The organism is Pontibacter amylolyticus (assembly GCF_014638845.1).
GTDB classification, from domain to species: Bacteria; Bacteroidota; Bacteroidia; order Cytophagales; family Hymenobacteraceae; genus Pontibacter; species Pontibacter amylolyticus.
Genome location: NZ_BMFP01000002.1, coordinates 598,703 through 624,531 on the forward strand (window position 1 = coordinate 598,703; position 25,829 = coordinate 624,531).

Consider the following 25,829-nt stretch of genomic DNA (forward strand, 5'->3'; position numbering starts at 1 on the left):
AGCTTAGTAAAAGAGTCAGTGTAATGTTTCTGATGCTGTGTCGTCTCTTTCATAGGAGGGTCAGCCGCGGTTTCTGTGCCTTGCGTTTATACCTGACTTTGTTACTATGGAGAATCGATTCTTAACCGGCTGCAGCGTTCTATTGATGCTGCTCGCGCATAGCCTGGTTCAGGCCCAGCCCAAGGTGCTAAGTGTGGCCCAATGGCAACAAGACGTCAAAGCGCTGGCCGAGCAAATGCCCAAAATGCACCGGTCTTCCTATAACAAGGTGTCGCAGCAGGAGTTCGACAGCGCCGTAGCAGTACTGCACGCACAGGTTCCTAAACTGCAGGATCATGAAATTATGGTAAGCCTGACGCGGCTGGTCGCTGTGATCGGTGATGGCCATACCCGCCTGACCCTACCGCAGGACATGGCGGTGGCCTACAGCCGGGCGCACTCCTCCACTCCGCCTCCGGCTGACTCCAGTTTGTTTCTGAACCACCTGCCTGTGAAGCTCGCCCTTTTCGACGATGGCCTGTTTATCCGGGAAACTACGCCTGAACTGATGCACCTGGTGGGAGCAGAGGTGCTACAGATCGGAAACATAACCGTAAAAGAAGTACTAGAGAAGGTAAGGCCCGTCGTGCATTATGATAACGAGATGGGCTTCAAGCAGCTGGCCCCCACCTTTCTGGTAGTACCTGAATTTCTGGCAGCGCTAGGTATAGCCGACGATTCGGAGGAGGTAGTATTCAAAGTAAAGACACGGGATGGAGCTACGACAGATATTGTGCTCTCTTCAATCCCGCAATTCAAGCAGGTATACTTTGTCGGGGCAAGTGAGGCACTAGGTATAGCAGCGCCTTTGAGCCAGTGGAACAGAAAGGAAAAGTTCTGGCTCCACATGCTGGAGAAAGAAAAGACGCTGTACGTGCAGCTGAATGAAAGCAACGACAAGGAAGAAGAGTCGCTGGCGGCTTTTGTCGCACAGATAGAGCGCATCGTCACCGGCTTTCCAGTTGAGAAGCTGGTGCTCGATCTGCGGTATAATCCTGGCGGAAACAATCATCTCAACCGTTCCCTGGTGCTGGCCCTGGCACGGTCGGAGCAGGTCAACCGGTTTGGTAAACTCTATACCCTGATCGGTCGGGAGACCTTCTCGGCTGCGCAGATGCTGGCCAATGACCTGGAATATTATACTAATACCCTCTTTGTGGGAGAGCCATCGGGCTCCTCGCCCAGCGCCTACGGCGACTCCAGAAAAATGCAGCTGCCCAACAGCAAACTGACCATACGGGTGTCCACCATTTACTGGCGCGACTGGGATGGGGACGAAAAGCGGCCCTGGACAGCGCCCGATATTCCTGTCGGCTATACCTCAAGAGACTACCTGGCGGGAAGAGATCCTGCGCTGGAAGCAGTACTGCAGATGCCCCAGAACAACACAATAGCCAATGTGATGCAGCAGGTATATGAAAATGCGGGCTTTCGCTCAGCTACCTGGGTCTACTTCCGGGCCGTGCAGGATGCTCGGGCCGATAGCGAAGCGGTCAACCAGGCAGAGAAGAGTTTCGGAGAGTACTTACTGCAAGCTAACAAATCACCCGATGCCATTGCCTGGTACAGCCACATCAGTAGTCGGTACAAAGAGGAGGCCTGGCCGTTGGTCGGGCTGGCAAAGGCACACTTGCTAAGTGAAGAACGGCAAAAGGCAGTGGCCATGCTTGAGAAGGCGATTCAGCTACAACCTGCCGATAAGCAGGCAAAAGAACTGTTGTCGGCCATCAAAAAGATGCCTTCTAAAGGATGAAACATCCTGGTACGCAGTGTCTTAAAAAGAAAGAAGAGGCTGCTATACCTTGCACAGGCAAAATTTTGATAATATGCTGTAATGTTTCCCAACCTAGGTCGTCTTTGTAATTGAATGGATCTGCAAGAGTTTAAAATAAAGGTACTTCCTGCGAAGCAAAAGCTCTACCGGCTTGCGCTGTTCCTGCTTCACGACAAAGATGAAGCGGAGGATATCCTGCAGGATGTATTCCTCAAACTCTGGACCCAGAAAGACAAGCTGGATGCTTATAACAGTGTAGAGGCCTTTGCGATGACCATCACCAAAAACCTCTGCCTGGACAAGCTGAAGGCAAGCATACGAAAGCAGATGGTTGACGTGACAGGTATAGACCTAAGCTCAGGAGATATGAACCCCTACCAGCACTCGGAGCTGACAGACAGCATGAGCAATGTGCAGAAGCTGCTGGCAGCCCTGCCCGAACAGCAGAAACTGGTGCTGCACCTGCGGGATGTGGAAGGGTACTCCTTTGAAGAAATAGAGCAGATCACCAGCCTGACCGTGAACAACCTGCGGGTGATCCTGTCAAGGGCCCGCAAAAGCGTACGGGATGGCTTTTTAAAACTGGAGAATTATGAAATTGGATAACATAGAAGAACTGCTGCAGAAGTACTACGAAGGCGAAACGACAGTGGCCGAGGAAAAGGAGCTGCGAGCGTTCTTTAACGAAGCATCAGACTTGCCCGAGCACCTGAAGGCCCATGCTGCCCCATTTCAGTACTACGCCAAACAGCAGCAGGAGCAATCCATTAGAGTGCTGTCAGACGACTGGCTGTTTGAGAAGATCGAGCAGGAGGAGGAAGTGAAGCAGCAGCCAAAAGGAAAACAAGTGTTCTTCCCAATCCTGCAGGAGTACGCCACCTACTGGCGTGTGGCGGCGGGTATCATCTTTATCCTGGGAGCCTTCTGGCTGGGCCGGAACTATAACCAAGGTATAGCGCCAGAGCAGAATGCTGAAATAGCCGCCCTCAGAGAAGAAGTAGAAGAGATGAAGCTGGTGATGACCACAGGAACCTCTGCTAGTGAGCGCATCCAGCTGGTCAGCCAGGAGTTTGATACGGAGCAGCCCGACGAGATCATTCAGGTGCTGATCACGACCATGAACCAGGACCCGAACGTGAATGTGCGGGTGGCCGCCTCTGAAGCACTTTATAAGTTCAGCCACAAAAAAGCAGTACGCCAGGCTTTGGTTGAGTCGCTGAAACTGCAGACAGACCCGATCATGCAGCTCACCCTGATCGACATGCTGGTCAGCATCAAAGGAAAAGAAGCAGTTAGCGAGCTGGAGGAAATGGCGAACCGAAAAGACCTGCTCCCTATCGTGAAAAGCAAGGCCGCAGAAGGGCTGGGCATCCTGATGTAACAAGACACATTATCAAAACAAAAGATATTACTTACCACTAGAGCCATATGAAAAGATTAACACTAGTAGCAGTTGCCTGTCTTCTGCTCTCCGCGGCGCCAACACATGCGCACAAAGGAAATGAAACCCATACCACTACAATAGCCGGGACTATCGATCCGGAAGAGACCCTGCAGGACAAACCGCTTGTCTACAAAAGCAAGCTAGGCAACAGCAAGGGCAACAAGGTGGTCATCATGATGCACAACAGCGATGTAAAGGTCATTGGGCACAACTCAGACGAGGTTGTGATAGAGGCTGCCAGCTATCAGGCTCCTCCCGCCCGTGCTGCCGGATTGAAACCCCTGTATAACCAGGCGGAGGATAACACAGGATTGGGATTGTTCGTCGGTAAAGAAGGCAACACGCTGACCGTTACGAAAGCCTCCAGACAGGATGGCAAGTATACCATCCGGGTGCCTAAGAATGCATCTGTCATGTATGAAGAGACTAACTGGATGGGTGGTGACCTTAGCATTACGGACTTACAAGGTGAGATCGAGCTTAAGTTGAACAATGGAAACGCCACCCTCTCCAATATTACGGGTCCGGTTGTGGCCAATGCCACCAGCAGCGACATGGTGATCAAGTTCTCGAGCCTGAACCAGTCCAAGCCGAGCGCCATCTCCACGGTGGCAGGCACTGTGGACATCCACCTGCCAGCCAACACAAAGGCGAACTTCAAGCTGAAAACCATACAGGGCGAAATCTACTCAGACTTCGATATGAACATTGCCAAAGACCCGAAGAGCAATCTTCCGCGTGTGACCGGCGGCAGTAACATCGACGGTAAAACCAATGGCGGTGGCGTGGAGATGAACCTGTATACCATCAGCGGCGACATGTACATCCGCAAGAGCAAATAGATAAAGACATCATAAACTTCCAGAACTATGAAAAAGATATGGACAATTGCCCTCCTGTGGCTGGTAGCAATAGCGGGTGTGCAGGCCCAAAGCAAGACAGTGGAGCGGACCCTGGCCGTGCCCGCGAATAACAAAGTAGAACTGAACCTTAGGTTCGGCGAAGACATCAAGATCAGTTCCTGGAATAAGAAAGAGGCCTATATCAAAGTAACCTACGAGATAAACAGCGGCAAGCTGAACGAGGCCCTGCAGCTGGGTTTTGAGACCGACAATACCAGCGCCCGCGTAAAGGTAGACCTGGACGAAAAGCTAACCAAGAACGGACAGGCAGCGGACTGCCCGGACAATAACTACAGCCAATACAATGTCAGCAAGAACGGCGACCGTAATTTTATCTGTGCCAAGATCAATTATGAGATCTTCCTTCCGGCCAATGCTGACCTGACCGTGGAAACCATTAACGGAAACATAGAGCTGAGAGGGTTGAACGGCCCGGTAAGCGCCAAATCCATCAGCGGTTTTGTGGACATGAACTGGGCTTCGAACAAAGGCGCTGCTGTAGCCCTGAAAACCATCACAGGCGAAGTTTACTCCGATCTGGCCATCGACCTGGCAGACAAGAAGCAGAAAGCGCCTATGGTAGGGTATGAGTTGAAAGGCAATGTGAGCGGCGGCGGCTCCCCCATCAAATTAGAGAGCATCAGCAACGACATCTACTTCCGGAAAAAGGACTAGGTATAGGCAGAAGAGTGATCGTTTTGTGAACCGGCATCTGCGATCGTAAGAGGTGCTTGAAACCAAAAAAGCGGGATACCATACCATGGCATCCCGCTTTTTGCTTATCAGTAATTATTAGTCGTTTAGGCTTCGCTAACCTTTCCTGCCAGGCCTTCTTCTTCGAGTAACTCGTTGAAGGCTTCGGCTTCGTTTCTGCTGTTAAACCTGCCGGCTTTCAGCAGCACTACTTTTCGGCCATTTACCCGCTCCTCGGCCATCTCCAAGGGCAGGTGCTTGTCAAAGGCCTTGAGTTTACGGCTGAGCGCCTCAGCCTGCTGGTGGTTGGCTGCCGTCTGGATGGTATAGGCTCCTGGCTTCGCTTCTGCTGTCGCAGCTGCCAGGTCACTCTTGTCGAGCACCTCTACCTTTACTTTAGCCACTCCTTCCGAATGCATTCCCAGTTTGCGGGCCGCTGCTTCCGACACATCAATGATGCGTTTGCCCACAAATGGGCCGCGGTCGTTGATGCGCAGGATGACAGACTTGTCGTTGGCTGGGTTGGTCACTTTGACCATGGTGCCGAAAGGAAGGGTTTTGTGCGCGGCGGTCATCTCGTTTTTGTTGTAGCGCTCGCCGCTGCTGGTTTTTCTGCCGTGGTATTTGCTGCCGTACCAGGAGGCGGCTCCCACTTGGGTTTTGTCGTTGCTTTGTGCGAAAGTTGGTTGACTAACTCCGATAAATAGAAAAATGATTACTGTTAAGAGAATGCACTTTCTATCGTTCTTCATATAGTTTTTGGTTGGTGAATCCGCAAAGATACGGAAATATTTTCAAATGAGGCCTTATACGCCATATCACGGCCTTGGTTATAGGGGGATACGCGCTGCCTCAAATAATCGCTATAAGGGCTGTAAAGTCAAAAAGCTTGATTTTAGCTTATATGAGCATATTTTCATATATTATTATAGCGATTAATTAATTTGCTATGCCCGAAAAAATATTTTGTTTTCAGTCATAGCTGGAGTTTAAACGGGAACTTTTGGTGGTATATTTTGTTTGAGCGCAAAATTCTACCCAAGCGTATACTTTATAAAAGCATAGTGCCATGGACTTTGGAAAACTCCCCGATATCAGCCGCGTCGACTTTGCCTTGCCAACCGACCACCCTGATACCTTGCCGCTGTTAAACAGGTATAGCAAGCGCTACAAAAAACCCAGGGTATACATCGGCCTGCCTGTGTGGGTGAACAAGGCCTGGGTGGGCGAGTACTATCCGGCAGGCATAAAGGAGAAAGAGTCGCTGCTCTGGTATGGCAAGCAGTTCAATACCATCGAGCTCAACAGCACGCACTACCACATCCCCGGTCCCGACACCATCGAGCGCTGGCGAAATTCCGTGCCGCAGGGCTTTACCTTCTGCCCCAAGTTTCCGCAGCTCATCAGCCACGAAGGGCCGCTTGTGAGTTCGCTCGACCTTACGGCTACCTTCTGCGAGGCCATCGCCGGGTTAGAGGATAAACTGGGCTGCTCTTTCCTGCAACTGCCACCCTATTTCGGACCGAATCAGCTTAAAGATTTGGAGAAATTTGTGCAGTACATACCTGAGAGTGTACCCTTGGCCATCGAACTCCGCCACCCCGACTGGTTCGTGGACAACGTCGCTTCACTGGAGCTGTTTGAAGTGCTGGAGAAGTTTCGGGTGAGCACGGTGCTAACGGACGTTTCAGGCCGGCGCGACGTGCTGCACATGCGCCTGACGACCCCGACGGCTATGGTGCGCTTTGTGGGCAACGGCTTGCACCCCACCGACTATACCCGCATCGACGACTGGGTATCAAGAATTAAGGTATGGCTCGAGGCCGGACTGCAGGAGCTTTATTTCTTCGTGCACGAGCCCGACAACACCACGTCGCCCGAGCTGGCCACCTACCTGATTAACCAACTCAACAAGGTATGCGGACTAGACGTAAAGCCGCCGAAAAAGTTTGTGCAGGTGGTACAGGGGGAGTTGTTCTAATATCTGACTTTATACAAGCTCGTCTTTCGCTGGTGCGGGTTTGAAACCTTAACTTGCCTAAAAATCTTTTTTGGGATTCGACTTTTTAGGATAACCAGTGCCGGCAGTAGTAGTGGATTATCCCCTTGAGGGGATTATAGGGGTGTCTACTTCGGTTGATTTACCAGCATCGGAGCGCACATGCCGCCCGCTGCGTAGCTTTACACCCCTGTGGTCCCCTCAAGGGGACAGTTCCTTAGCACTAAGGTCCATTCTAGAAGAGGCATGGGACAGGATAGGGTTTCAAGCTCGTACCTATGATCTCGAGTTAGCTACTGGACTGGACCGCAGGGGCAGGTATAGCATGTATAAACAGGTAAGTTGCTATACCTGCGCTCCTGGCATTTTATACCTTTTATACCTGACTCAAGGTATAGCTGAAACAAAAAAAGCGGCGTGTCCAGATGGGCACGCCGCTTTGCTTTGGGTTATTGGGTAAAGGGTATTAGATTTTGAAGTTGTCGTCGCTGATGCCTTTGTTAACTTCCACGCTTTGCACCTCCGCTTTGATCACCTGCGGACCAACCACAGTCTCGATCACGTGTGGGTATTTCACGCCGTCTACTTCTTTGTAGTTCTTGTAGCTCTTGGTTTGCGTGATAGCGCCCTGTGGCGTCTGCATGTTCTTCACATCTTTTAGAAGCAGGCCTGTTGCCTTGTCAAAGTAATGCAGTGTCTTCTGGCCATTTGTGGCTGTAGCTTCTACAATGTAAGCTTCAGCGCCATCTACTTTCTCCTGACCGGTCACGGCAGTCTTAATGCCAAATTTCTCGAAACGAGTCATAGAGAACATGTCAGACTCCGCTTTAGAAGAAGCAAGCTCCTCGGCGGTCATGTCTTTGTTCAGGCCTTGCATCGGAGCTTCCATCTTGCCTTTATCGCCGTTGATGATCACGCGCTGCATCGGGCTGTTGTTCATCAGGATCTGAATCAGCATTTTGTCAGCACCTTTTTGCTGCTGCTTGAAAGTAAGCGCCATACCCTGTATGCTCGCGTTCATGGTCACCGTCACATCTTTCACTTTCTCGATGTTCGCTTTGCCGCCAATGGCCTTAATGTATTTCGCGATAAGCTGATCAGCCGTCACATCTGTCGGAACCGCTTTGGCGGCCGCCATATCTACTTTCTCGCCTGTCGCGTCGAAGTAAGTAATGTTGCTGTCATCTTTATCGAACGCCACCAGCTTGTCAGCGATGTCCTTAGCATTGCCAACGGCCAGAATGTAAAGCTGGTCAGGATGTACGTACTTCTGCGCCACACGCTGCACATCAGCCGCGGTGATAGACTCAACCTTCTTCAGATAGTTGGCATAGTAGTCGGCAGGCAGGTTGTAGCGGGCAGTCGAGATGGCGTACATGGCCACAGTACCCGGATTCTCCAGGCCGCGGGCGAAGTTGCCTGTGATGTAGGCTTTGGCATAGGCCAGTTCTTTGTCCGTTACCTGCTTGGTTCTGATGTCGTTGAATTCTTTCATAAACTCTGCTGTGGCACTATCCGTTACGGCGTTGCGTACGCTGGCAGAAGCATTGAAACGACCCAGGATCTTGTCAGACGAAAGCGTAGAGTAAGCGCCGTAGGTATAGCCGTTCTTCTCACGCAGGTTCATAAACAGACGGGCTGTGCTGCCGCCACCCAGAATGGTGTTCATCACCTGGGTTGCCACATAATCTTCCGCACCTGGCTTCATTTGTACAGGGTTTGTGAACGAAAGCACACTTTGCACGGCGCTTGGGCGGTCTACAATTACTACCTGGGTTTTGCCATCGTGCTTCGGCAAGTCGTAGTTGTGGCTAGGTACATTGCCTTTTTTCCACTTGCCAAACGACTTGTTCAGCAGTTTTTTCATTTCTTTTGGCGTCACATCACCTACCACAGCCAGGTAACCGATGTTCGGACGGTAGTACGTGTTATAGTAGTTCTGCACATCAGCCAGCGTGATGTTTTCAATTGATTTCTCAGTAGTCAGCTCGCCATTCGGGTGGTTCTTGCCGAAAAGCAGTGTGTTGCGAATCTTGCCGGCAATAGCGTCCGGGTTATCCTTTTCAGAAGCCAGGTTGGCCAGCATCTGCTTTTTCACCTTGTCGAGTTCTTCTTGTGTGAAGTTCGGGTTCAACAGAGCGTCAGCTGTCAGGTCAAGCAGGGTAGGTAGGTTCTTCTTAAGCGAAGAAGCGCTGAAACCGGTGGAGTTGAACGAAAGGTTCGCGCCGATAAAGTCAACCTGCTCGTCGAACTGGTCTTTGCTGCGGGTTTTGGTGCCTGTGCGCATCATCTGGCCCGCCATGTTCACATAGCCCGCCTTGTCACTTTCCAGAATCGGGTCGCGGTCCAGCACCAGCGACATATTCACGACTGGCAGTTTGTGGTTTTCCACCACGTATACCTTCAAGCCGTTTTTCAGGGTGAAGTGCTCGTACTTGCCCAGCTCGATTTTAGGGGCCGGACCAGCCGGAGGAGGCGTTTGTTTTGTCTGTGCTGTGGCCACCGTGGTGAGCGCCAGCATCAGCAGGAGTATGTTGTATATTCTCTTCATGATAATCTAAATTAATTGCTTTGTTGAGCTGACTTTGGCAGGTAGTGCAACACCACGCGGTTGTTCTTGGTGAGGTACTTATTGGCCACGCGCTGAATGTCTTCTTTCGTCACCTTCATGTAGCGGTCAATCTCGTTGTTGATCAGGTTAGCGTCGCCGTAGTACACGTGGTAGTTGGCCAGGTTCTCGGCACGGCCGGCCACGGTGCTGTTTTGCTGCACAAACTGGCTCTCCATCTGGTTGCGCAGTTTCTGGAACTCGCGCTCACTGATCAGCTCTTTTTTCACAAGCTCGATCTCAGCATCCACAGCGGCTTCCAGGTCCTTCACGTCCACGCCCATATTGGCAATGGCATAGGTCAGGAACAAGCCAGGGTCTTCGGTTGGGAAAGGGATAGAAAGGGCTGCAACTGCTTTCTGCTGCTTGTCCACGATAGCCTTCGGCATACGGGCACTCTTGCCGCCGGAAAGCAGGGTGGTCAGCATAGACAGGGCATAATGGTCTTCAGTGCCCTGTGCCGGGATGTGGTAGGCCTGGATTACGGCCGGCAGCTGGATGTTGTCATACACAACCTTGCGGCGCTCTTCGGTCTGAGCCGGCTCCACCACGTTTGGTCTTGGAACCTCCTTGGTGCCTTTAGGGATCTTAGCGAAATACTGCTCAATCAGCTTCTTTGTCTCGTCGATCTTGATGTCGCCGGCAATCGAAAGCGTGGCGTTGTTTGGCACGTAGAAGGTCTTATAAAAATCGCGGAACTCCTCGATTTTGGCGTTGTTCAGGTCCTCGAATGTGCCGATCGGCGTGATTTTGTAAGGGTGTTCGGTATAGGCAAGGCCGAAAGTGTTCTCCAGGATAGTACCGTACGGCTGGTTGTCCACGCGCATGCGCTTCTCTTCCTGCACCACTTTACGTTGCGTCTCCACGCCCACTTCATCTACTTTAGCGCCTACCATACGCTCAGCTTCCATCCAAAGGCCAAGGGCCAGTTGGTTAGAAGGCAACAGCTCGTAATAGTAAGTGCGGTCAAACGATGTATTAGCATTGAGGGAGCCACCGGCAGCCTGCACCATGTTCATATACTGGCCACGCTCAATGTTCTCGGTACCTTCAAACATCAAGTGTTCGAAGAAGTGTGCAAAGCCTGTACGGCCTTTCACTTCGTTTTTAGAGCCCACATGGTACAGCACCGACACCGCCACGTTCGGCGTGGAGTTGTCCTGGTGCAGAATCACGTGCAGCCCGTTAGGGAGCGTATACTCCGTGAATTCGATCTTATTGCTCTTGGTCTGGGCGTAGGCCGTGAAGCCCGACGCTACCCACACAAGGCAAAGGAGAAGCTTTCGTTTCATAAAGAATAAAGGTTTAGGAATAGTCATGCGTTATCACACAACTTGTGTTATAAAGTCTATAAAATTAGTATAAATCCTGAAAGAGTTTTGCACAAATAGCTGAATACCTATGTTTGCTCTACTAACGGGGTGGTGAGGCGGATGAACATTGGAGTTTGAGGAATGATTTTAGACACCTAATCTTATTAAGCCGCATTTAATAGCAAACTGCAGGTCTTAACCCTAATACATCCTCGGCAATTCAATCCCCTTGATCTTCCGGTACAGGCCGAGTGCGGCCTGGTCGGTGAGGCTGGTCACGTAGTCGGTGATGTGGATGATGCGCTCGTAGTCGGAGGAGCCCTCGGGTAGCTGCAGGTAGTGCGGTGGAATGAGGTCGGCTATTTTGCGGTGGTGTTTAGAGTCCCGACGGAAAGCGGCCTTCATGCAGGCATCCAGCAGGCCGCCAAGCACTTCGAAGCCGGCTGCTTCTATTTCCAGCACGGGTTTGTTGCGGTAGATCAACTCAATGGACAGGCTTTTGATCTCGTCGAGCACGGGCTTGCAGCTGAGCTCGTTGATGAGCGGTTTGTCGTACGTGCCGACCAGTATGGCTTCTTCGTGCTGCAGGAATATCTGGGTGGTCTCCTGAATGAGTTTACCGATGATGCGGGCACGCAGATAGCCAATCTCCTCACGCCAATCATAAAAAGTAAGGCTGGACACACGGTCTGGGGCGTCGTTCAGAATCTGGCGCAACAGGGCTATGCCTTGCTGGTGCGGCACCAGGCCAAGCTTCAGGCCATCTTCAAAGTCGATGATGCGGTAGCAGATGTCGTCGGCAGCCTCTACCAAAAAAGCGAGTGGGTGACGTTGGAAAAAGACCTGATCGCCGGATCCTTTATTCAATAAGCCCAGTTCCTGCGCGATGGTATTGAACCAGGCCTTCTCTGTCTGGAAAAAACCGTACTTCTTCTCGCTGGTGCTTTTAGTGCCCTTTATTTCCGGCTGCGACTCCTTTGGGTATTTGGTGAACGTAGCCAGTGTGGTGTAAGTCAGGCTCAGGCCACCTGGCAGGTTGCAGTGCGCCGGATAGGTATAGGTGAGTACCCGGAAGCCAGCTGCATTGCCTTCGAAGCGCTGCAGATCAGATTTTTGTGCCTCTGTCAGGGTGGTCAGGAAAGGCTGGGCCTCCTCGCTCAGAAAGTAAGCCGAGATGGCGTCTTCGCCGGAGTGCCCAAACGGCGGGTTGCCGATGTCGTGCGCCAGGCAGGCAGCCGCTACAATATCGCCAAAGTCAGCTTCCTGTATATTTTTGTCGCCAGTCAGTTCCGGGTAACGCTCCAGTATGCTTTTGCCCACGATGCGGCCCAGGGAGCGACCCACCACTGAAGCTTCGAGGCTGTGCGTGAGGCGGGTGTGCACGAAGTCGCTCTCGGGCATCGGCATCACCTGCGTCTTGTTCTGCAGGCGGCGGAAGGCCGAGGAGAACACGATGCGGTCGTAGTCACGCTGAAACTCGCCGCGGACTGATTCGTCTGAGCTATACTTATGGTCGGTTGTTTCGAAGCGTTTCTTAGAAATTAAGCGTTCCCAGGAGGTAGAAAGGTTCATGTCGTAATAGGGTATAAATTAACTGAACAGGACGCTGACACCAACGGTGGCCACAAACAGAATGGCCAGCGAGGCCAGGTAAGTCAGGAAAATGGGGAGCAGTTTAACTGCCGTACGCAGGTACGATTCCTTGTATACATAGCGCAACGCGAAAAACAAATAGGCCATGCTAATTAGAAATACCCATCCATTGGTGTCAAAGCTGCTGAAAACCACCTCAACAAGTATGGCAAACATGATCAGCAGGAACACAAAGGTATGGAAATGAACAGAGAACATCAGGTGCTCCACGTAATTACGCCGCTGGGACCAATAAAACAGGTATAGGATGAACCCGAAAAAGGGCATCAGCACAAACATCATGAACGAGATGTTCTTCAGTAGCTTCTGCCGGGCCTGTTCTTCGTTGTTGAGAAAGTTTCTGAACTTGTTATCTACCTCCTTATTGATAATGACAGATGCGGTGTCGTTGCGAGCGAGACCGACCTGTGACCTGGCCAACGAGTCAGCCTGCATTACCCGGGCGGCGGCGTCCGGGTTAGTCGCCTCCAACTGTGCTTTTGCTCCATCAACATCACTGACTACAAGACTCTCCGAGGCAAACAAAGCGATCGTGGTAAAGAAAAAGATGCTTACAAACACGTAAAGCCTGAATGGAGGAACGTAAGAAGCCCGCTGGCCCAGGTTGAATTTTTCGGTCAGGTAACCAGGGCGGGTGATCAGGTACTTGAACGTGCGCCAGAATTTAGTGTCATAGTGCAAGGTGCTTTCAAACGCCTCCTCTACCAGGTGCTTTACCGGTACGTTCAGGTCATGGTTTTCCTGTCCGCAGTTGGGGCAGTAGTTGTTCACCTCCTCAAAGGTATAGCCGCAGTTAGGGCATTGTACAAACTTTCGTCTTCTCTTCGCCATAGGCTTGCTCGGGCAGTACGCTTAACTTGTCAAATATAGTATACTCACTATAATAAAACTACCATTGGCTTCTTGGCAAAAATCCATGGTTACCGCAATAATTCATTGTTGCAACAAAGTAAACGTGATTTATGATGTTACCTTTTACGTTTTTAAAGTCAGGGCAATGGTGTATGTTAGCTTCTGAGCTGTGTTTTTAAGTAAAAATCAATCAGGCTGGGTGTTTTGTGCTAGTTACCTTTTGTGGTAAAGTCTCCTTTTCGTGCAGCTAATGTTTTACAACATTTGTACAGTTACTCGAGCCTATTCCGAGCGATGGAAAACAGACTGTCCCTTTCCAAGCAATGAAAACTACACGCGAGCTACTGACAAAACCCTGCGTCGGGTATACGCTTACGCTCCTGGAGCATATGCCCTGACATCTGAAAACAAACCTTAATCCTGAAAAGCAACCAGAAACATTCATTTGTTCCTGGTTGCTTTTTTTATTTTTATTCAAGGTTAAACTATAAAAAAATCAAGGCGTAGAGATTAGTGGAGTTCTCCCATCCGGACAAGGATGTTCGCACATTATGTTTAACCAAAACCAAAAGGAGGTACCACTATGAAACCAATGAAGAAAGAACGCACAGGAGGTGAGAGTCTCGCCCCCAGATCGTTCTTCACAGATTTTTTCAGCGACGTAGATCGCTTTTTTGAGAACGACCTGCTACGCATGCCGGCACAGATCGGGCGGCAGATCATGCGGAACATGCCCGCTACCAATATCCGAGAAAACGACAGAGAGTATACCATAGAATTGGCGGCCCCAGGTATGGCGAAAGATGATTTTGCAGTAGACATAGACGAGGGCATGCTGACGATCAGCAGTCAGAAAGAGCAGGACAGCACGACTGAAGAAGATAACTATACCCGCCGTGAGTATAACTACAGCTCGTTCAGCCGCTCGTTCAAGCTGCCAGATGCCGTGAAGGCAGAAGAAATAAAGGCGCGCTACGAAGAGGGCGTGCTGAAAATAACTGTACCAAAGCAGGAGCAGGCAAATGCCGGCAACCGCAAGCGCGTCAGCATCGAGTAAGGTGCCAGGCGAAACAGAAAAGGGAGGCCGTCGGCCTCCCTTTTCTGTTTATTGCACTTTGACCACTTTCGTGACGCCGCTGTTTGAGCCTTCGCTCCAGCGCAGCACATAAGTGCCCGATGCCAGGTCAGCGACATTGATCACGACAACGTCCGTTCCGTCAGTCACTGTGGCTGTCACGTCGCGCACAAGCCTGCCCTGCAGATCGTACAGCTGCATGCTCAGGTCGGAGGAGCTGCGCACCAGGTACTCGATGCGTATGGTTTCGCCAGGGGTGCCATCGGCATTGCTGGTGAGGCCGATCGGGTTCGGGTATACCTTGAAAACACGCAGATCGCTTGGATTAAGCACCTGCACCCGTGCCGAGAAAGCTTCCGTGTTGTCTGTGTAAACTACGCGCAGACGGTAATAGCTGCGGCGAGGCAACGGATCACTGTCTGTAAAGGTATAGTCGCGGGCCTGGCCGGAGGCGGGAACTTCGCCTACGTCTTCCCACTGCTGTCCATCCTGGCTGCGCTGTACCACAAAGCGCGCTATGCCTTGCTCCGTGCTGGTTGTCCAGATCACATTCACGGCGCCGGCACTCGAAAAGGAAGCGTCAAAGGTAAAGATCTCGGAAGCCAGGTTACAGTCGCCGTCCAGCTTCGGTGTCATAGGAGAGCGGCCGCCACAGGCCAGCGGGCCCAGGCTACGGCTCAGCACTAGGTTGGCCCCGGCTATATCAGGCGGCGTCAGGTCACGGATCTGCTTTTGGCGGCCAATATTGTAGTGCATCAGGGTGTTCGGCAAAATAACGTGGCCAAGCTGGTGCGCATGCCCTAACTCGTGCAGGATCACGGTTTCAAAGTCGAACTGATTGGCGGTTGGGCCTCCCGGGCCATACTGCCAGGTGATGTTGCTGTTGATCTCCATGTCGAACTCGGTGAGCCAGAAGACCGTGTCGCGGCGGGTGCCGTTGATGGATACGCAGCCTCTGTACTTGCTGATGGTGCGGGCCAGCACACTCTGGCCTGTCACAGAGGAAGGCGCGAAGCGGATAACGCTGCGGCCGTCGTCGGCTGCGCTCTCCGTTGTGGTAGTCGCTCCCACCACCCAGTTTACGTTCGTGGTGCACACCCAATTGTTTACGGCGCGTCTGAAGCCCTCCTGAGCGGCGGCTCTGCTTTGCAGGCTGGGAGCGAACTGAATGGTATAGCCGCCTTTCTGGTTGGCATCGATCAGGGCAGGCTGAAAAGGCGTGTTGCCACCCTCGGCCACTACGTTCGAGTAGGCGAACTCAATGATGAGGGTTCCGTCGCTCATACCTGAAGTCCCGTCATTGGCGGTTACTTTCACGCGGCCTGTTCCGGCTGTGCCACCCGTCTCGGTATAGGAAGGTACCATTACTTTGATCTGGGTATTGCTCCAGGACACATAGTCAGAGGCGTAGGGGCGCACCAGGGTCGTGCCGCCATCGTCGGCGTTGGGGAACTCCACAAATCCTTTTCCGCGGGTGCTGCCGAAGCCGGTACCGGTAATGGTCAGTACCGCTCCGGTGCCGGCGCTGGTGCGCGTCGGGCTAATGCCGGTGACGGTCGGCGCCTGCGTAGCTTGCGTGCTCTCCTGCTTCAGCTGGGCCTTTATACCTGACTCCAGCCTGTCGTTGGCTACCACTGTTTTGTATTGCTGCCCCATGCGCGCCGTCACGGTCTGGTATACCTCCTGCACCGATTTGTATTGGTTAAACGGATCGGCCGCGATGCCCCGCTCCACATCGTAGCGTACGAAACCCTGCCGGCTGGCGTATGGCCTGGTGATGACGGAAGCCGCACTGGCTACTATACCTGCAGGCGCGCCCTTGGTCAGGAAAAACAGGCCCTGCTGCCCTTTTCTCAACTGCAAAGCAGACGAGACCGTGTGCATTGCCAGTCCTACCGTGCCACCATCCGTGATCACCTCTACCTGGCGCTCCTTCAACTCCCCCTTGAAAACCTTGAAAAGCCGGACAGTGTGCGCGGTATAGATAAGCTCCTTTCGGGCATCCCAGAACGAACGCTGGGCCACCACTTCGCCTTCTACAATTATATCGGCTGCTTTGATGCGCTCCTCAAGCGAAACAGGTACCATGTGCAAGTCTTCGGAGGCACGTGCTGCAAAGGAAATCACCGAAAGAAGGAGTGCCAACAACATGGCAGCGCTTCGCGACCCCAGGCGGTCAGGTGTTAGGAGTATGGTGGTCATAGACTGGTGCGGATTGTCAGTTTAACTGTCGGTAAAATTAGAATGTCGCATTGCAAAGCGGCCATAACGTACTATTACGGAAAAGGATGCGCCGTGGTATGCCCGGTTTACTGCCAAATATAATAAAATTGTGTGTCGGGTGAAGTAAGTCAGGTATAGCTTTTGTCTGGGAGCAGCAGTTTTGAGTACTAATGCGCCAGCGCGGACTTTATCAGGATGAACTCGTTGATGTTGTCGGAGTTGATGACGCCTGCCAGCCGCCCGTTTTCGAGCACCGGGAAAAGGGGCGCCTTGGTCTTCTGCAGTTCGGTATAGGCCTCGGCGAGCTTGTCCTGCACGTTAAAAGCCTTTACTTCCTGCGTCATGATGTCCGACACGGGGCTTTCGGTCTTCTCTTCTTTCACCGCCTGAATCAGTTGCATGCGCGTGAGCGTGCCCATGACCTCTCCGTCCAGCTCTACTACAAAGTCGTGTTCAGAGCCTTTGAGGAGTTTGGCGAGGGCATCACGTACCGTTTCGGAAGGGGCCAGGGTCACGAAATTGGTCATCATGCCTTCGCGCACCTGGTGGCCGCGCAAAAACTCGATGTGCTGCACCACGATGTTCTCGGACCAGGCGCCAAAAAACACGAAGATACCGATCAGGATTAGGAAAGGGTTGTAGAAAAAGCCGATGAACATGAAGAAGATGGCCAGCATCTGGCCCAGGTTGGCCGCTATCTGAGTTGCCCGCACTCTGCCCAGTTTGAAGGCCAGGAGCGCCCGGAGCACGCGGCCGCCATCCATCGGGAAGGCAGGTATAGCGTTGAAGACGACGAGCATCATGTTGACGAAAAACAACAGGTATAGGAAGTTAGCCGGCGTAATGCGACTGAAAAAAGACTCGTCCGGCAGCTCGCGCAGCGGCGGGAGGATCAGCCAGAGCACGAAGGCGATCACCACGTTTACGGCGGGGCCGGCAATGGCAATCAACAGCTCCTGCTTCGGGTTTTCAGGTATGCGCTCCAGGCTGGCCACACCGCCGATCGGCAAAAGCGTGATCATTTTGGTGCCCACGCCATAGCGTTTCGCCATAAGCGCATGGCCCAGTTCGTGCAGCACCACGCACAAAAAGATGGTCAGCACAAAGGCGACCGAGAGCAGGGTGGTAGCCAGGTCGGAGCCGCGCTGCATTTCCGAAAACACGATCCAGCCGATCAGGATCAGGAATGTCCAGTGCATCAGAATCTTGATACCCGCTATTCTGCCAAGGTTAAGGGACCATTTCATAGGGCGTCTCTACAAGTCGTGTTATACCTGTAACGTGCTTATAAAGTATAGGTTAGCAGCCTGGGGAGCTTTGTTTCAGCGCTATGCCTTAGCCCAAAAGCTGGGGCACCACCTTGTCACCGAACACCTCGATAAAGCGCTCCTGCTCCAGGTTGACGTTGTGCAGAATCAGCTGGCTGAAGCCCAGGTCGAGGTCCTGCTGCAGCCACTCCACGTGCTGGTTTGGGTCGGAGGAGATGCGCACATGCTCGCGCAGGTCTTCTTCGCGCACAAACATAGCCGCCTGCTCCAGCTGCTTGGCGGTACGCAGGTCGGAGAGCACCGCGCTCGGGAAGATGTTGGAACGCCACTGTTCATGGGCTCCCTGCAGCGCCCTTTTATCATCCTTGTCGTAAGACAGCTGCACTTTCAGGTACATGGGTTTTCCCTCGCCGCCCTTACGGAAAGCATCCACCATTTTCTTAAGCTCCTTGGGCGGCTTCGAAACCGTGATCATGCCGTCGGCCCAGCCGCCCACCCATTCGGCGGTTTCCTCAGTGATGGCCGCCCCGATGATCTTGGGGGCTACCTTGGCGCGGGTCCAGAGTTTGGCCTCTTCCACCGTCACCAAGCCGTGGTGGGTGACGGTTTCGCCGTTCCAGAGCGCCCGGATGATGTCGACGCACTCCTTCAGGCGATCGTTACGGTCCTGTTTCACGGGCCAGTGCTCACCCGTGATCTGTTCGTTGATGTACTGCCCACTGCCCATGGCGACCCAAAATCTTTCCGGAAACATCTCGGCCAGCGTGGCCGCAGCCTGCGCGATGATGGCCGGATGGTAGCGCTGCCCGGGCGCGTTGACGATACCGAAGGGCAGTTTGGTGGCCTGCATAGCCGCTCCGAGCCAGGACCACGCAAAACCGCTCTCGCCCTGGTCGAGGCTCCAGGGCGCGAAGTGATCTGACGACATGGAGGCGTTGAAGCCTGCCTGCTCGGCCTGTTGCACAAACCGGAGGAGTTCGCTTGGCTTAAACTGTTCGTGCGAGGCGTGGTAGCCGATGCGGAGTGTGCTGTCTTGTTGCTTCATAGGTATAGCCGCTTGGGTTTTGGGTAGTAAGGCATACGGCTACACTTTGCGCTTTGGTTTCGAAAGGAGCAACAGGCACAAAAAAAGAGCAGACCTTCGGGTAGGCCAGCTCCTTTTCTGGTTAAGCAGCTCGTTTACTTTACCTTCGCCAGAAAGTCCTTGACATGTTGGTGGAAGAGCGCCGTTTGCTCCTGATAAGGGCAGTGGCCGGTGTCCATGGGGCGGTAGGTGGCATTCCTGAACTTGAACAGTTTGTAGTGCTCTGGGCCTACTGACAGGTCGTTGTTGCCCGAAATAACAAGTACCGGCATTTTGAGTGAGGCACTTTTTACGGTGAAGTCCTGCACATATTCAGGGAAGTCCCATACCTTGCTGCCGAAATCCCAGTTGATGGTGGTGTCCATCACGGCGTTCATCTGGTCGAACATCTCCTTTTTGGGGTACATCATTTTGTACATCACTCCCTGTTGGTTAAGTTGCGAGGCCACGCCGTTGAGCGCTTCGCCAATGGAGCCGCCCGTTTTGCGGAATTCTGACTCCGGCTTGCCCAGCAGGCGTGCACCATTTTTGACATAACTCTCCAGCGCATCGTTCAGGTATAGCGTGGAGTTGACGAAGATGGCTGCGCTGACACGCTTCGGGTGCTGGTAGGCATACTCAGTGGCGATGGTGCCGCCAAAAGAGTGCGGCATGAGCATCCATTTGTCGTAGCCCAGGTGCTGGCGCAGTTCCTCAAAGTCCTGCACCACGCGGGCCAGCGAGTAATCCTTGGTTTCGGAACTGGAAGAGCGACCGCAGCCGCGCTGGTCTACGTAGATCATGGTCATGTCCTGCTCCACCACGTCGCCGCCCAGGGCGTAGAAATACTTGGTCCAGGAGCCGGGCCCACCGTGGATGAAGAGGCAGGGCTTGCCTTCTCCGGCCATGCGCACATACAGTTGCACGCCGTCGGAGGTGGTGAAGTAAAAGGATTTGTTGACGGCCTGCGAGAGTTGCGGAAGCGCAAAAAGTATGAGCAGCAGACAGGCAAAGCGTAACTTTTTCATAGAAAAGGTATAGGATTGTCAAAAATTTCACAAAAGACGCATAAAAACATGAAAAGACGCGTACTGGCCTGAAATTATTAGTAAACCGGAATAAAAAGGCGGTTACAAGTTTGTTTCGGAAGGTATAGCAACGATATGGCAGATATAAGAGAACGTGATTTTGAGCGGGAGTTGAGTTTTCAGGCTTCGCGGAGCGGCGGGGCAGGTGGGCAGAACGTGAACAAAGTGGCCAGCAAGGTCGAGCTGCGTTTCCATGTGGCAGATTCGCAACTGCTGACAGACGAAGAGAAAGCGCTGGTGCAGGAAAAGCTGGGAAACCGCATCAACAGCGAAGGTTTCCTGCAGGTGGTTTGCCAGGCGGAGCGCAGCCAGCTGCAAAACAAGGAGCAGTGCATCGAGCGCTTTTACGAGTTGCTCCGGCAGGCGCTTACCCGCCAGAAAAAACGCAAAGCCACCAAACCCACCCGCGCCTCGGTGCGCAAACGCCTCGAAGGCAAGCGCCGCCAATCCGACAAAAAAGCCAGCCGCGGCGGTTTCAAAAGCGATTACTAAGGTATAGGAGGGGCAGTTGGGCTCCGCGTTTTGATTCGCAGACCGTTTAAAGTTTCAAAAACGACTACTGGGTATAGAGTCGACTGCTCATTTCACAGGCTAGTCTTTCAGTAAATCTTTTGAGGCAGCTCTTCAGGTATAGCGCCTTTCTTTTAGCACAGGTATACCAAGCCGCTCTCACCATACGTTCCGATAAGACTGTCCGCTATACCTTGCTGCATCATCTCTCAAAAAAGATAGCGCTAAGGCTGGGCAGCTTGGTTCTTTTCTGCAGAATAGGTAAGATATTTGCAGCGGCAGGAGGCAGACTCCGAAGACAACACATGAAGAAGATTTTTATTACGATGCTATTGGTGGCGGGGGCGGCTACGGCCAGCCAGGCGCAGAAATACAGAACAGCGGCAGGTATACGCCTGGGTGGCGACCAGTTTGGGGCTACCCTGCAACAGCGGGTCGCGGAGAAAAGCACCCTCGAAGGTATAGCCCTGGTCGGCTCGCGGGAGTACAGTGGCACGGTTCTCTACCAGCGGCACTGGCCCATGCTGGGCAAGCGCTTCAACTACTACCTGGGCGGCGGCGGGCACATCGGCAACCTCAAAGACCAGGGCGTGTTTACGGGTTTGGATGCGATTGTGGGGGTGGAGTATAAAGTTAACGGACTGCCTTTTCTGCTCTCCGCTGACGTGAAGCCAGCCCTGCACTTCAACCACGAGGACTGGGTGAACCTGGCCACAGGCATCTCGATACGCTACGTAATTGTGCCGGAGAAGAAAGAGAAGAAGAGCATCTGGCCTTTTGGCAAGCAAGAAGTTGAGGAAGAAAAATCGGGCTGGCCGTTTGGCAAAAAGAAAGAACCGGAGCCACCGAAGAAGAAGGTATGGCCATTCGGCAAAAAGGAGGAGCCCGTTCCGGAGCCAGAGCCTGAGAAGCGCATCGACCTCAACAAGATATTCAAGAAAAAAGAAAACTAGCAACAATCGCCCGGCCCCATGCAGGCCGGGCGATTGTTGTTATAAGGGCAGTGTCTTTGTGGTCGCTCAGCTTAGCAGTGAGCGTGATATTGGTGGGTAGATAGAACCTGGAGAAGTGTTGGGCCGGGGTATAGGTCATGTTACAGCTAGCATTTGGCCCTTGGTAAGGCGGCTTGCTACAGCATGGCCACAGGCTGGGATGCAGGGTTTTGGGTGCTGTACAGCAAGGTAACGCGCTCCTGCTGCAGGTGCTCCGCCAACAACACACGCTCGTCAATGGTTTTTTTCAAGGCAAAGCCAAACGAGGCTACCAACGCTAATAAAAGAATGATGATTTTCATGGTTTTATTTGGTACTAATGGCGGGGTTAAAGAATCGGTAAAATCAGGTATGCTACTTCATCAGGGAGTCACGCGAGATGGTAATGACTACTTCAGGGAGAAGGTTGGGGTAGCGCTCCAGCTCTCTCATTTCCTGGCGGTGCTTGATCTCTTTTACATCGCTAGCGGTTTTCTTGCCTGCAGTGCCAAGAGCTGCTGTTAGTCCGAACAATAGAATCAGGATTTTCATAGTGATTTAGTTTTAGGATGATGTGTAAAAGGGTTGTACGTGCTCAGGGTGTCAGGCCTTTGGTGCTACGATCAGCACTTCTGGCAACAGGTTAGGGTAGCTGCGGAGTTCTCTTTGCTCCAGGTGCAGTTTGTGCTTGGCGGCGGCTACTTTAATGTCGTCTGCTGTCTTTTTGCAGGTGGCTCCGAAGCCAAGTACCAGGGCGATTAATAAGATGATGATTTTCATAATTGTAAGGATTTAAAAGTTTTTGAGTTTTAGGTTCTAAGTACTTAATAGATAGTAGAGTAGGGTAAAAGGTTGCTTGGTGCTTCTAAAATTTTTTTTATTTATGATGAGCATATTACATTTTATGTGCCACTAGTGTAAGTTGCTGTAAATCACCAAGCTACGAATTTAAACCGCTGTTCCGTCTACTAAAGTCGTCCAATAGCGTACAGGTGTTTGTTCGAAAATGAACATAGCAAAAGCGGATTTACGCGCTGTTTTAAATCTTTTCGGATACTTAATTGTAAAGTATACAGCCGCTTACTGTATGGTGAGCGCAACTTTCTACCTAATCTGTAATACCCATGTACAAAGGAACCTTAATAGCGCTCGGAGGAGGGTATGATGATGATCTGATCAAACTGATCAGGTCTGAGATATGCCCGGTGCATGCCAATATAGAAGTGATCGCCACGGCGGCTACCGAGCCGCAGGAATCCGGCTTGGCTTACAAGGAGGCTTTTGAAGAACTGGGCTGCAACAAAGTGCAGTTCATGCTGATCGATGAAAACCATGCGGCGGACCAGGCTGAGTACATTAGCCGCATTCAGCAGGCCGATGTGATTTTCTTTACGGGAGGCGATCAGGTTCGCCTTACTGAGTTTCTGAACGGCACGCAGCTTCTGGAGATCATGCGCCGCCGCTACCACGAGGAACCCATCATCATTGCGGGCACCAGCGCAGGCGCCGCCATCATGTCAGACCGTATGATCTACGACGGCTACGGCCACTACTCGCTTATCAAAGGGGAGATGAAAACCACCATCGGCTTTGGGTTTGTCAGCCATCTGTACATCGACACGCACTTTGTGGAGCGCGGCCGCTTCGGGCGACTGGCCCACGCCGTGGCGCACGACCCGGCCTATGTCGGTGTTGGCCTGAGCGAGGAAACCGGCATCATCATCAAAGAGGGAAATAAAATAGAGGTGTTCGGGACAGGAGTCGTGACGATCATCGATGCCAGCAAGATCCGGTTCACCAACACCAGGCAGGTATCCGAGAACCAGCCCATTGCCGTGGAGCACCTCATCATGCACATGCTCGTGGAGGGCTACCGTTACTGCCTGGAGGAGCACCTGTTCCAGCCAGTGGAGCAGCATCTGCCCAGCCCCGCTCAGGAGGCCAGCGATGCTACTGCCAGCTTGGTCTAAGGATTCTCCCTGTCTTCCTGCTGCAACTCCATGTTGATGGCCACCCCGGCCTTGGCGCCTTCTGCCGCCGCCACAATCACGAGCTGCATGTCGCGGGCCGCGTCACCGGCCACATAGAGGCCCGGGATGTTGGCCTGCTGCAGGCGCCGCGTCTTGATCACCCCTTTGCCGGTAAACTCACAGCCCAGCTGCCTGCCGATATCCGACTGCTGCTTGGTTTCTCCTGAGAAGAAAAGGGCCTCCTGTGGTCTTAATTCCCCGTTTCGCAAAATGATATGCTGCAGCATGCCATCCTCTCCCTGCACACGGGCGATGGCATCGGTGCATACCTTCACCCCGTTCAGATCTAGCAGCTCCATGTCCTTGTTGTTAAGCTTCCGGGTGCCGTCCGTATAGAGGGTCACGTCGTCGCTCCAGTTTTTCATGGCCAGGGCCTGTCCTATACCTGAACGATCCTTGCCGTACACGGCAATGGCTTTGTCGCGACTCTCCCAGCCGTCGCAGTAAGGGCAGTGGTGCACGCTTTTGCCATAGAGCTCTTCTATACCTTCCACCTCCGGCAGCGTGTCCTTCAGGCCTGTCGCCAGAAGCAGCTTGCGGGAGTGGTATACGTGCCCTTCGCTGGATTCTACCACATAGGTGCCTTTGCTGTATGTGGCGTCGGTCACTGGGTGGTCTATTACCTGTATGCTGTATTTTTTAAGTTCCTCACGTCCTTTCCGGATAAAATCGCCAGGGTTTACGCCGTCGCTCGACAGGAAGCCGTTCATGCTCCTGGACCAGCGGTTGCGGGGTTCGCCACTGTCAAATAAAAGTACCTTGCGTCGGGACCTGCCCAGTATCATGGCGGCGTTAAGCCCCGCAGGGCCGCCTCCGATGATGATCACGTCATATATTTCCTTCATGGGTTTATTCTGTTGAGAGTATGTAAACGTAGATTGCCTGCGGGAGGTGGGGCGGCTGAGGGAAAAATGCCATGATAGCCCATTAAAGGCACAGTATAGGGTATGGGCGGGCGTTTTTCGACTAAAGTCAGATATTATTTGAAAAAAGGAGCGGCAAGCGCTTTTTAAGTATGAATGTTTTATATATTTGTTTAACCTTATTAACACCCTTCATTTAAACAAGTCGCATTTTATGAAAAGCAAAATCTTAGCCTTATTAGGTAGCGCCCTGATTTCGGGTACAGCTATGGCCGGAGGATACCAGGTGAACCTGGCTGGCCAGCGCCAGATCGGTATGGGCCATACGGGTACGGGTCTAGTGACAGGCACGTCCAGCATTTTCTTCAACCCGGGTGCCATGAGCCATTTAGGCTACAGTGGCGTGACGATAGGCGGTAGTGCGCTTGTCTCCAAAATTGCCCATTCTGCTCCTGAGTCCGGAGGTGTTACGGCTCGTACGGATAACCCACTGGGCACTCCTTTCCAGGTATATGGTGTGTACAACATAAACGAGAAATTCTCTGCCGGCCTAGGGGTGTACACTCCGTTTGGTAGCACCGTGGACTGGGGCAACGAGTGGAGCGGCCGCTATGGACTGAACCAGCTGAAACTGCAGGCTATTTACGTGCAGCCTACCGTTAGCTACGCCATTACCGACAAGCTGGGTATAGGTATAGGTCTTTCTTATGTAGTCGGAAGTGTAAACCTGCAGCGCTCAGTGCCTGTACAGAACCAGGACGGCACTGAAGGCGGTCTGGAACTGGACGGCAGCGCTGAATCGGCGTTTGGCTTTAACGCAGGTATCTTCTTCCAGGCAACAGAAAAACTCTCTATCGGTGTGAACTACCGTTCTAAAGTAGACCTGAAAGTAGAAGGCGGTGACGTGATGTTCAGCAACATCCCTGCAGCTGCCCGCGGCAACTTCCCGGATGGCACGACTTTCAACGCGGAACTGCCAATGCCTTCCACCCTTTCGGTAGGTATAGGCTTTAAGCCAAACGAGCGCCTGACGCTGGCTGCTGACGTGAGCCATGTAGGTTGGGATGCTTACGAGAAACTGCGTTTCGACTTCAGCCAGAACGTAGCCGGTAGCCCTTTCTCTGAGGCCAGCCGTAATTACGAGAATGCTTTCATCTACCGCATTGGTGGTGAGTACATGGCAACAGACGCCCTCGCCCTCCGTGCCGGCGCTTACCTTGACAAAACGCCTGTGCAGGACGGCTACCTGACGCCAGAGACGCCGGATTCAGACTCACGCGGTCTTTCTGCAGGTATAGGCTACTCCGTTTCTGAGAACTTCAGCATCGACGCTTCTTTCCTGTACATTAACAAAAAAGAGAGAACGGATGCAGCTAACCTGTCAAACGGTGTTCCGGGTACTTTTAAATCTGTCGCCTATATCCCTGGTATCGGCCTGAACTTCAAATTCTAATTTTCTTT

General features: G+C 52.5%; 24 protein-coding genes. 11 read left to right on the forward strand and 13 right to left on the reverse strand.

Going from position 1 to position 25,829, the window contains the following annotated elements; translation table 11 throughout:
• Nucleotides 1-106 precede the first annotated feature (106 nt).
• From IEV97_RS07555 to IEV97_RS07575, 5 genes are all read left to right on the forward strand, one after another.
• Nucleotides 107-1,792: a S41 family peptidase gene (locus tag IEV97_RS07555; RefSeq protein WP_188500887.1), complete on the forward strand. Its 1,686-nt coding sequence runs from the start codon at nt 107-109 to the stop codon at nt 1,790-1,792.
• Nucleotides 1,793-1,906: 114 nt separating this feature from the next.
• Complete coding sequence (locus IEV97_RS07560) at nt 1,907-2,419, forward strand: GFO_1088 family ECF-type sigma factor (protein ID WP_188500888.1); 513 nt, start codon at nt 1,907-1,909, stop codon at nt 2,417-2,419.
• A complete protein-coding gene (locus tag IEV97_RS07565) occupies nt 2,406-3,194 on the forward strand; it encodes a HEAT repeat domain-containing protein (RefSeq protein WP_188500889.1) in 789 nt (262 codons plus the stop codon). Before IEV97_RS07560 ends, IEV97_RS07565 begins: the two co-directional genes overlap by 14 nt.
• A 47-nt stretch (nt 3,195-3,241) precedes the next feature.
• Nucleotides 3,242-4,099: a DUF4097 family beta strand repeat-containing protein gene (locus IEV97_RS07570; protein WP_229733838.1), complete on the forward strand. Its 858-nt coding sequence runs from the start codon at nt 3,242-3,244 to the stop codon at nt 4,097-4,099.
• Between the two features lie 27 nt (nt 4,100-4,126).
• Entirely contained in the window at nt 4,127-4,834 is a 708-nt protein-coding gene (locus IEV97_RS07575; RefSeq protein WP_188500890.1) for a DUF4097 family beta strand repeat-containing protein, read from the forward strand.
• Between the two features lie 125 nt (nt 4,835-4,959).
• On the opposite strand, the gene IEV97_RS07580 is transcribed toward IEV97_RS07575, so the two are convergent.
• Nucleotides 4,960-5,604 (reverse strand): septal ring lytic transglycosylase RlpA family protein, encoded by a 645-nt coding sequence (locus tag IEV97_RS07580; protein ID WP_188500891.1) that lies wholly within the window; start codon nt 5,602-5,604, stop codon nt 4,960-4,962.
• A gap of 317 nt (nt 5,605-5,921) precedes the next feature.
• Here IEV97_RS07580 and IEV97_RS07585 point away from each other — a divergent pair, with 317 nt between their 5' ends.
• Nucleotides 5,922-6,833 carry a DUF72 domain-containing protein gene (locus IEV97_RS07585; RefSeq protein WP_188500892.1) on the forward strand — a complete coding sequence of 304 codons (912 nt, stop codon included), beginning with the start codon at nt 5,922-5,924 and terminating at the stop codon, nt 6,831-6,833.
• A 484-nt stretch (nt 6,834-7,317) separates the two neighbouring features.
• Here IEV97_RS07585 and IEV97_RS07590 read toward each other — a convergent pair whose 3' ends face one another.
• The 4 genes from IEV97_RS07590 to IEV97_RS07605 form a co-directional block, all read right to left on the reverse strand.
• Nucleotides 7,318-9,402, reverse strand: a complete 2,085-nt coding sequence (locus IEV97_RS07590) for an insulinase family protein (RefSeq protein ID WP_188500893.1) — start codon at nt 9,400-9,402, stop codon at nt 7,318-7,320.
• Between the two features lie 11 nt (nt 9,403-9,413).
• Nucleotides 9,414-10,751, reverse strand: a complete 1,338-nt coding sequence (locus IEV97_RS07595; protein ID WP_188500894.1) for a M16 family metallopeptidase — start codon at nt 10,749-10,751, stop codon at nt 9,414-9,416.
• A 222-nt stretch (nt 10,752-10,973) separates the two neighbouring features.
• The gene (gene dgt, locus IEV97_RS07600) at nt 10,974-12,344 is read right to left on the reverse strand and encodes a dGTP triphosphohydrolase (protein ID WP_188500895.1); all 1,371 of its coding nucleotides are present in this window, start codon (nt 12,342-12,344) and stop codon (nt 10,974-10,976) included.
• 18 nt (nt 12,345-12,362) lie between these two features.
• A complete protein-coding gene (locus IEV97_RS07605; RefSeq protein WP_229733839.1) occupies nt 12,363-13,256 on the reverse strand; it encodes a DUF3667 domain-containing protein in 894 nt (297 codons plus the stop codon).
• 604 nt (nt 13,257-13,860) lie between these two features.
• Between IEV97_RS07605 and IEV97_RS07610 the strand changes: the two genes are divergently transcribed.
• Nucleotides 13,861-14,334: an Hsp20/alpha crystallin family protein gene (locus tag IEV97_RS07610; protein WP_229733840.1), complete on the forward strand. Its 474-nt coding sequence runs from the start codon at nt 13,861-13,863 to the stop codon at nt 14,332-14,334.
• Nucleotides 14,335-14,382: 48 nt separating this feature from the next.
• On the opposite strand, the gene IEV97_RS07615 is transcribed toward IEV97_RS07610, so the two are convergent.
• From IEV97_RS07615 to IEV97_RS07630, 4 genes are all read right to left on the reverse strand, one after another.
• Entirely contained in the window at nt 14,383-16,554 is a 2,172-nt protein-coding gene (locus IEV97_RS07615) for an IPT/TIG domain-containing protein (protein ID WP_188500896.1), read from the reverse strand.
• Between the two features lie 188 nt (nt 16,555-16,742).
• A complete protein-coding gene (locus tag IEV97_RS07620) occupies nt 16,743-17,822 on the reverse strand; it encodes a site-2 protease family protein (protein WP_188500897.1) in 1,080 nt (359 codons plus the stop codon).
• 88 nt (nt 17,823-17,910) lie between these two features.
• Entirely contained in the window at nt 17,911-18,888 is a 978-nt protein-coding gene (locus tag IEV97_RS07625; protein WP_188500898.1) for a TIGR03885 family FMN-dependent LLM class oxidoreductase, read from the reverse strand.
• A 134-nt stretch (nt 18,889-19,022) separates the two neighbouring features.
• Nucleotides 19,023-19,934 (reverse strand): alpha/beta fold hydrolase, encoded by a 912-nt coding sequence (locus IEV97_RS07630; RefSeq protein ID WP_188500899.1) that lies wholly within the window; start codon nt 19,932-19,934, stop codon nt 19,023-19,025.
• Between the two features lie 135 nt (nt 19,935-20,069).
• Between IEV97_RS07630 and arfB the strand changes: the two genes are divergently transcribed.
• Together arfB and IEV97_RS07640 are read left to right on the forward strand one after the other, a co-directional pair.
• The gene (gene arfB, locus IEV97_RS07635; RefSeq protein ID WP_188500900.1) at nt 20,070-20,486 is read left to right on the forward strand and encodes an alternative ribosome rescue aminoacyl-tRNA hydrolase ArfB; all 417 of its coding nucleotides are present in this window, start codon (nt 20,070-20,072) and stop codon (nt 20,484-20,486) included.
• A 323-nt stretch (nt 20,487-20,809) separates the two neighbouring features.
• Nucleotides 20,810-21,457: a hypothetical protein gene (locus IEV97_RS07640; protein ID WP_188500901.1), complete on the forward strand. Its 648-nt coding sequence runs from the start codon at nt 20,810-20,812 to the stop codon at nt 21,455-21,457.
• A 176-nt stretch (nt 21,458-21,633) separates the two neighbouring features.
• Here IEV97_RS07640 and IEV97_RS07645 read toward each other — a convergent pair whose 3' ends face one another.
• The 3 genes from IEV97_RS07645 to IEV97_RS07655 are packed head-to-tail and all read right to left on the reverse strand — an operon-like array spanning nt 21,634 to nt 22,255.
• On the reverse strand, nt 21,634-21,798 hold the full coding sequence (locus IEV97_RS07645; RefSeq protein ID WP_188500902.1) for a hypothetical protein: 165 nt from the start codon (nt 21,796-21,798) through the stop codon (nt 21,634-21,636).
• 52 nt (nt 21,799-21,850) lie between these two features.
• The gene (locus IEV97_RS07650; RefSeq protein WP_188500903.1) at nt 21,851-22,027 is read right to left on the reverse strand and encodes a hypothetical protein; all 177 of its coding nucleotides are present in this window, start codon (nt 22,025-22,027) and stop codon (nt 21,851-21,853) included.
• A gap of 51 nt (nt 22,028-22,078) precedes the next feature.
• Complete coding sequence (locus IEV97_RS07655; protein ID WP_188500904.1) at nt 22,079-22,255, reverse strand: hypothetical protein; 177 nt, start codon at nt 22,253-22,255, stop codon at nt 22,079-22,081.
• Between the two features lie 344 nt (nt 22,256-22,599).
• On the opposite strand from IEV97_RS07655, the gene IEV97_RS07660 reads away from it, so the two are divergent.
• Nucleotides 22,600-23,445, forward strand: coding sequence for a cyanophycinase (locus tag IEV97_RS07660; RefSeq protein WP_188500905.1), 846 nt, complete (start codon nt 22,600-22,602; stop codon nt 23,443-23,445).
• Here the strand turns inward: IEV97_RS07660 and IEV97_RS07665 are convergent.
• Nucleotides 23,442-24,350: an NAD(P)/FAD-dependent oxidoreductase gene (locus tag IEV97_RS07665; RefSeq protein ID WP_188500906.1), complete on the reverse strand. Its 909-nt coding sequence runs from the start codon at nt 24,348-24,350 to the stop codon at nt 23,442-23,444. The two genes, IEV97_RS07660 and IEV97_RS07665, sit on opposite strands and share 4 nt — an antisense overlap.
• 232 nt (nt 24,351-24,582) lie before the next feature.
• Here IEV97_RS07665 and IEV97_RS07670 point away from each other — a divergent pair, with 232 nt between their 5' ends.
• A complete protein-coding gene (locus tag IEV97_RS07670) occupies nt 24,583-25,821 on the forward strand; it encodes an OmpP1/FadL family transporter (protein WP_188500907.1) in 1,239 nt (412 codons plus the stop codon).
• Nucleotides 25,822-25,829 lie beyond the last annotated feature (8 nt).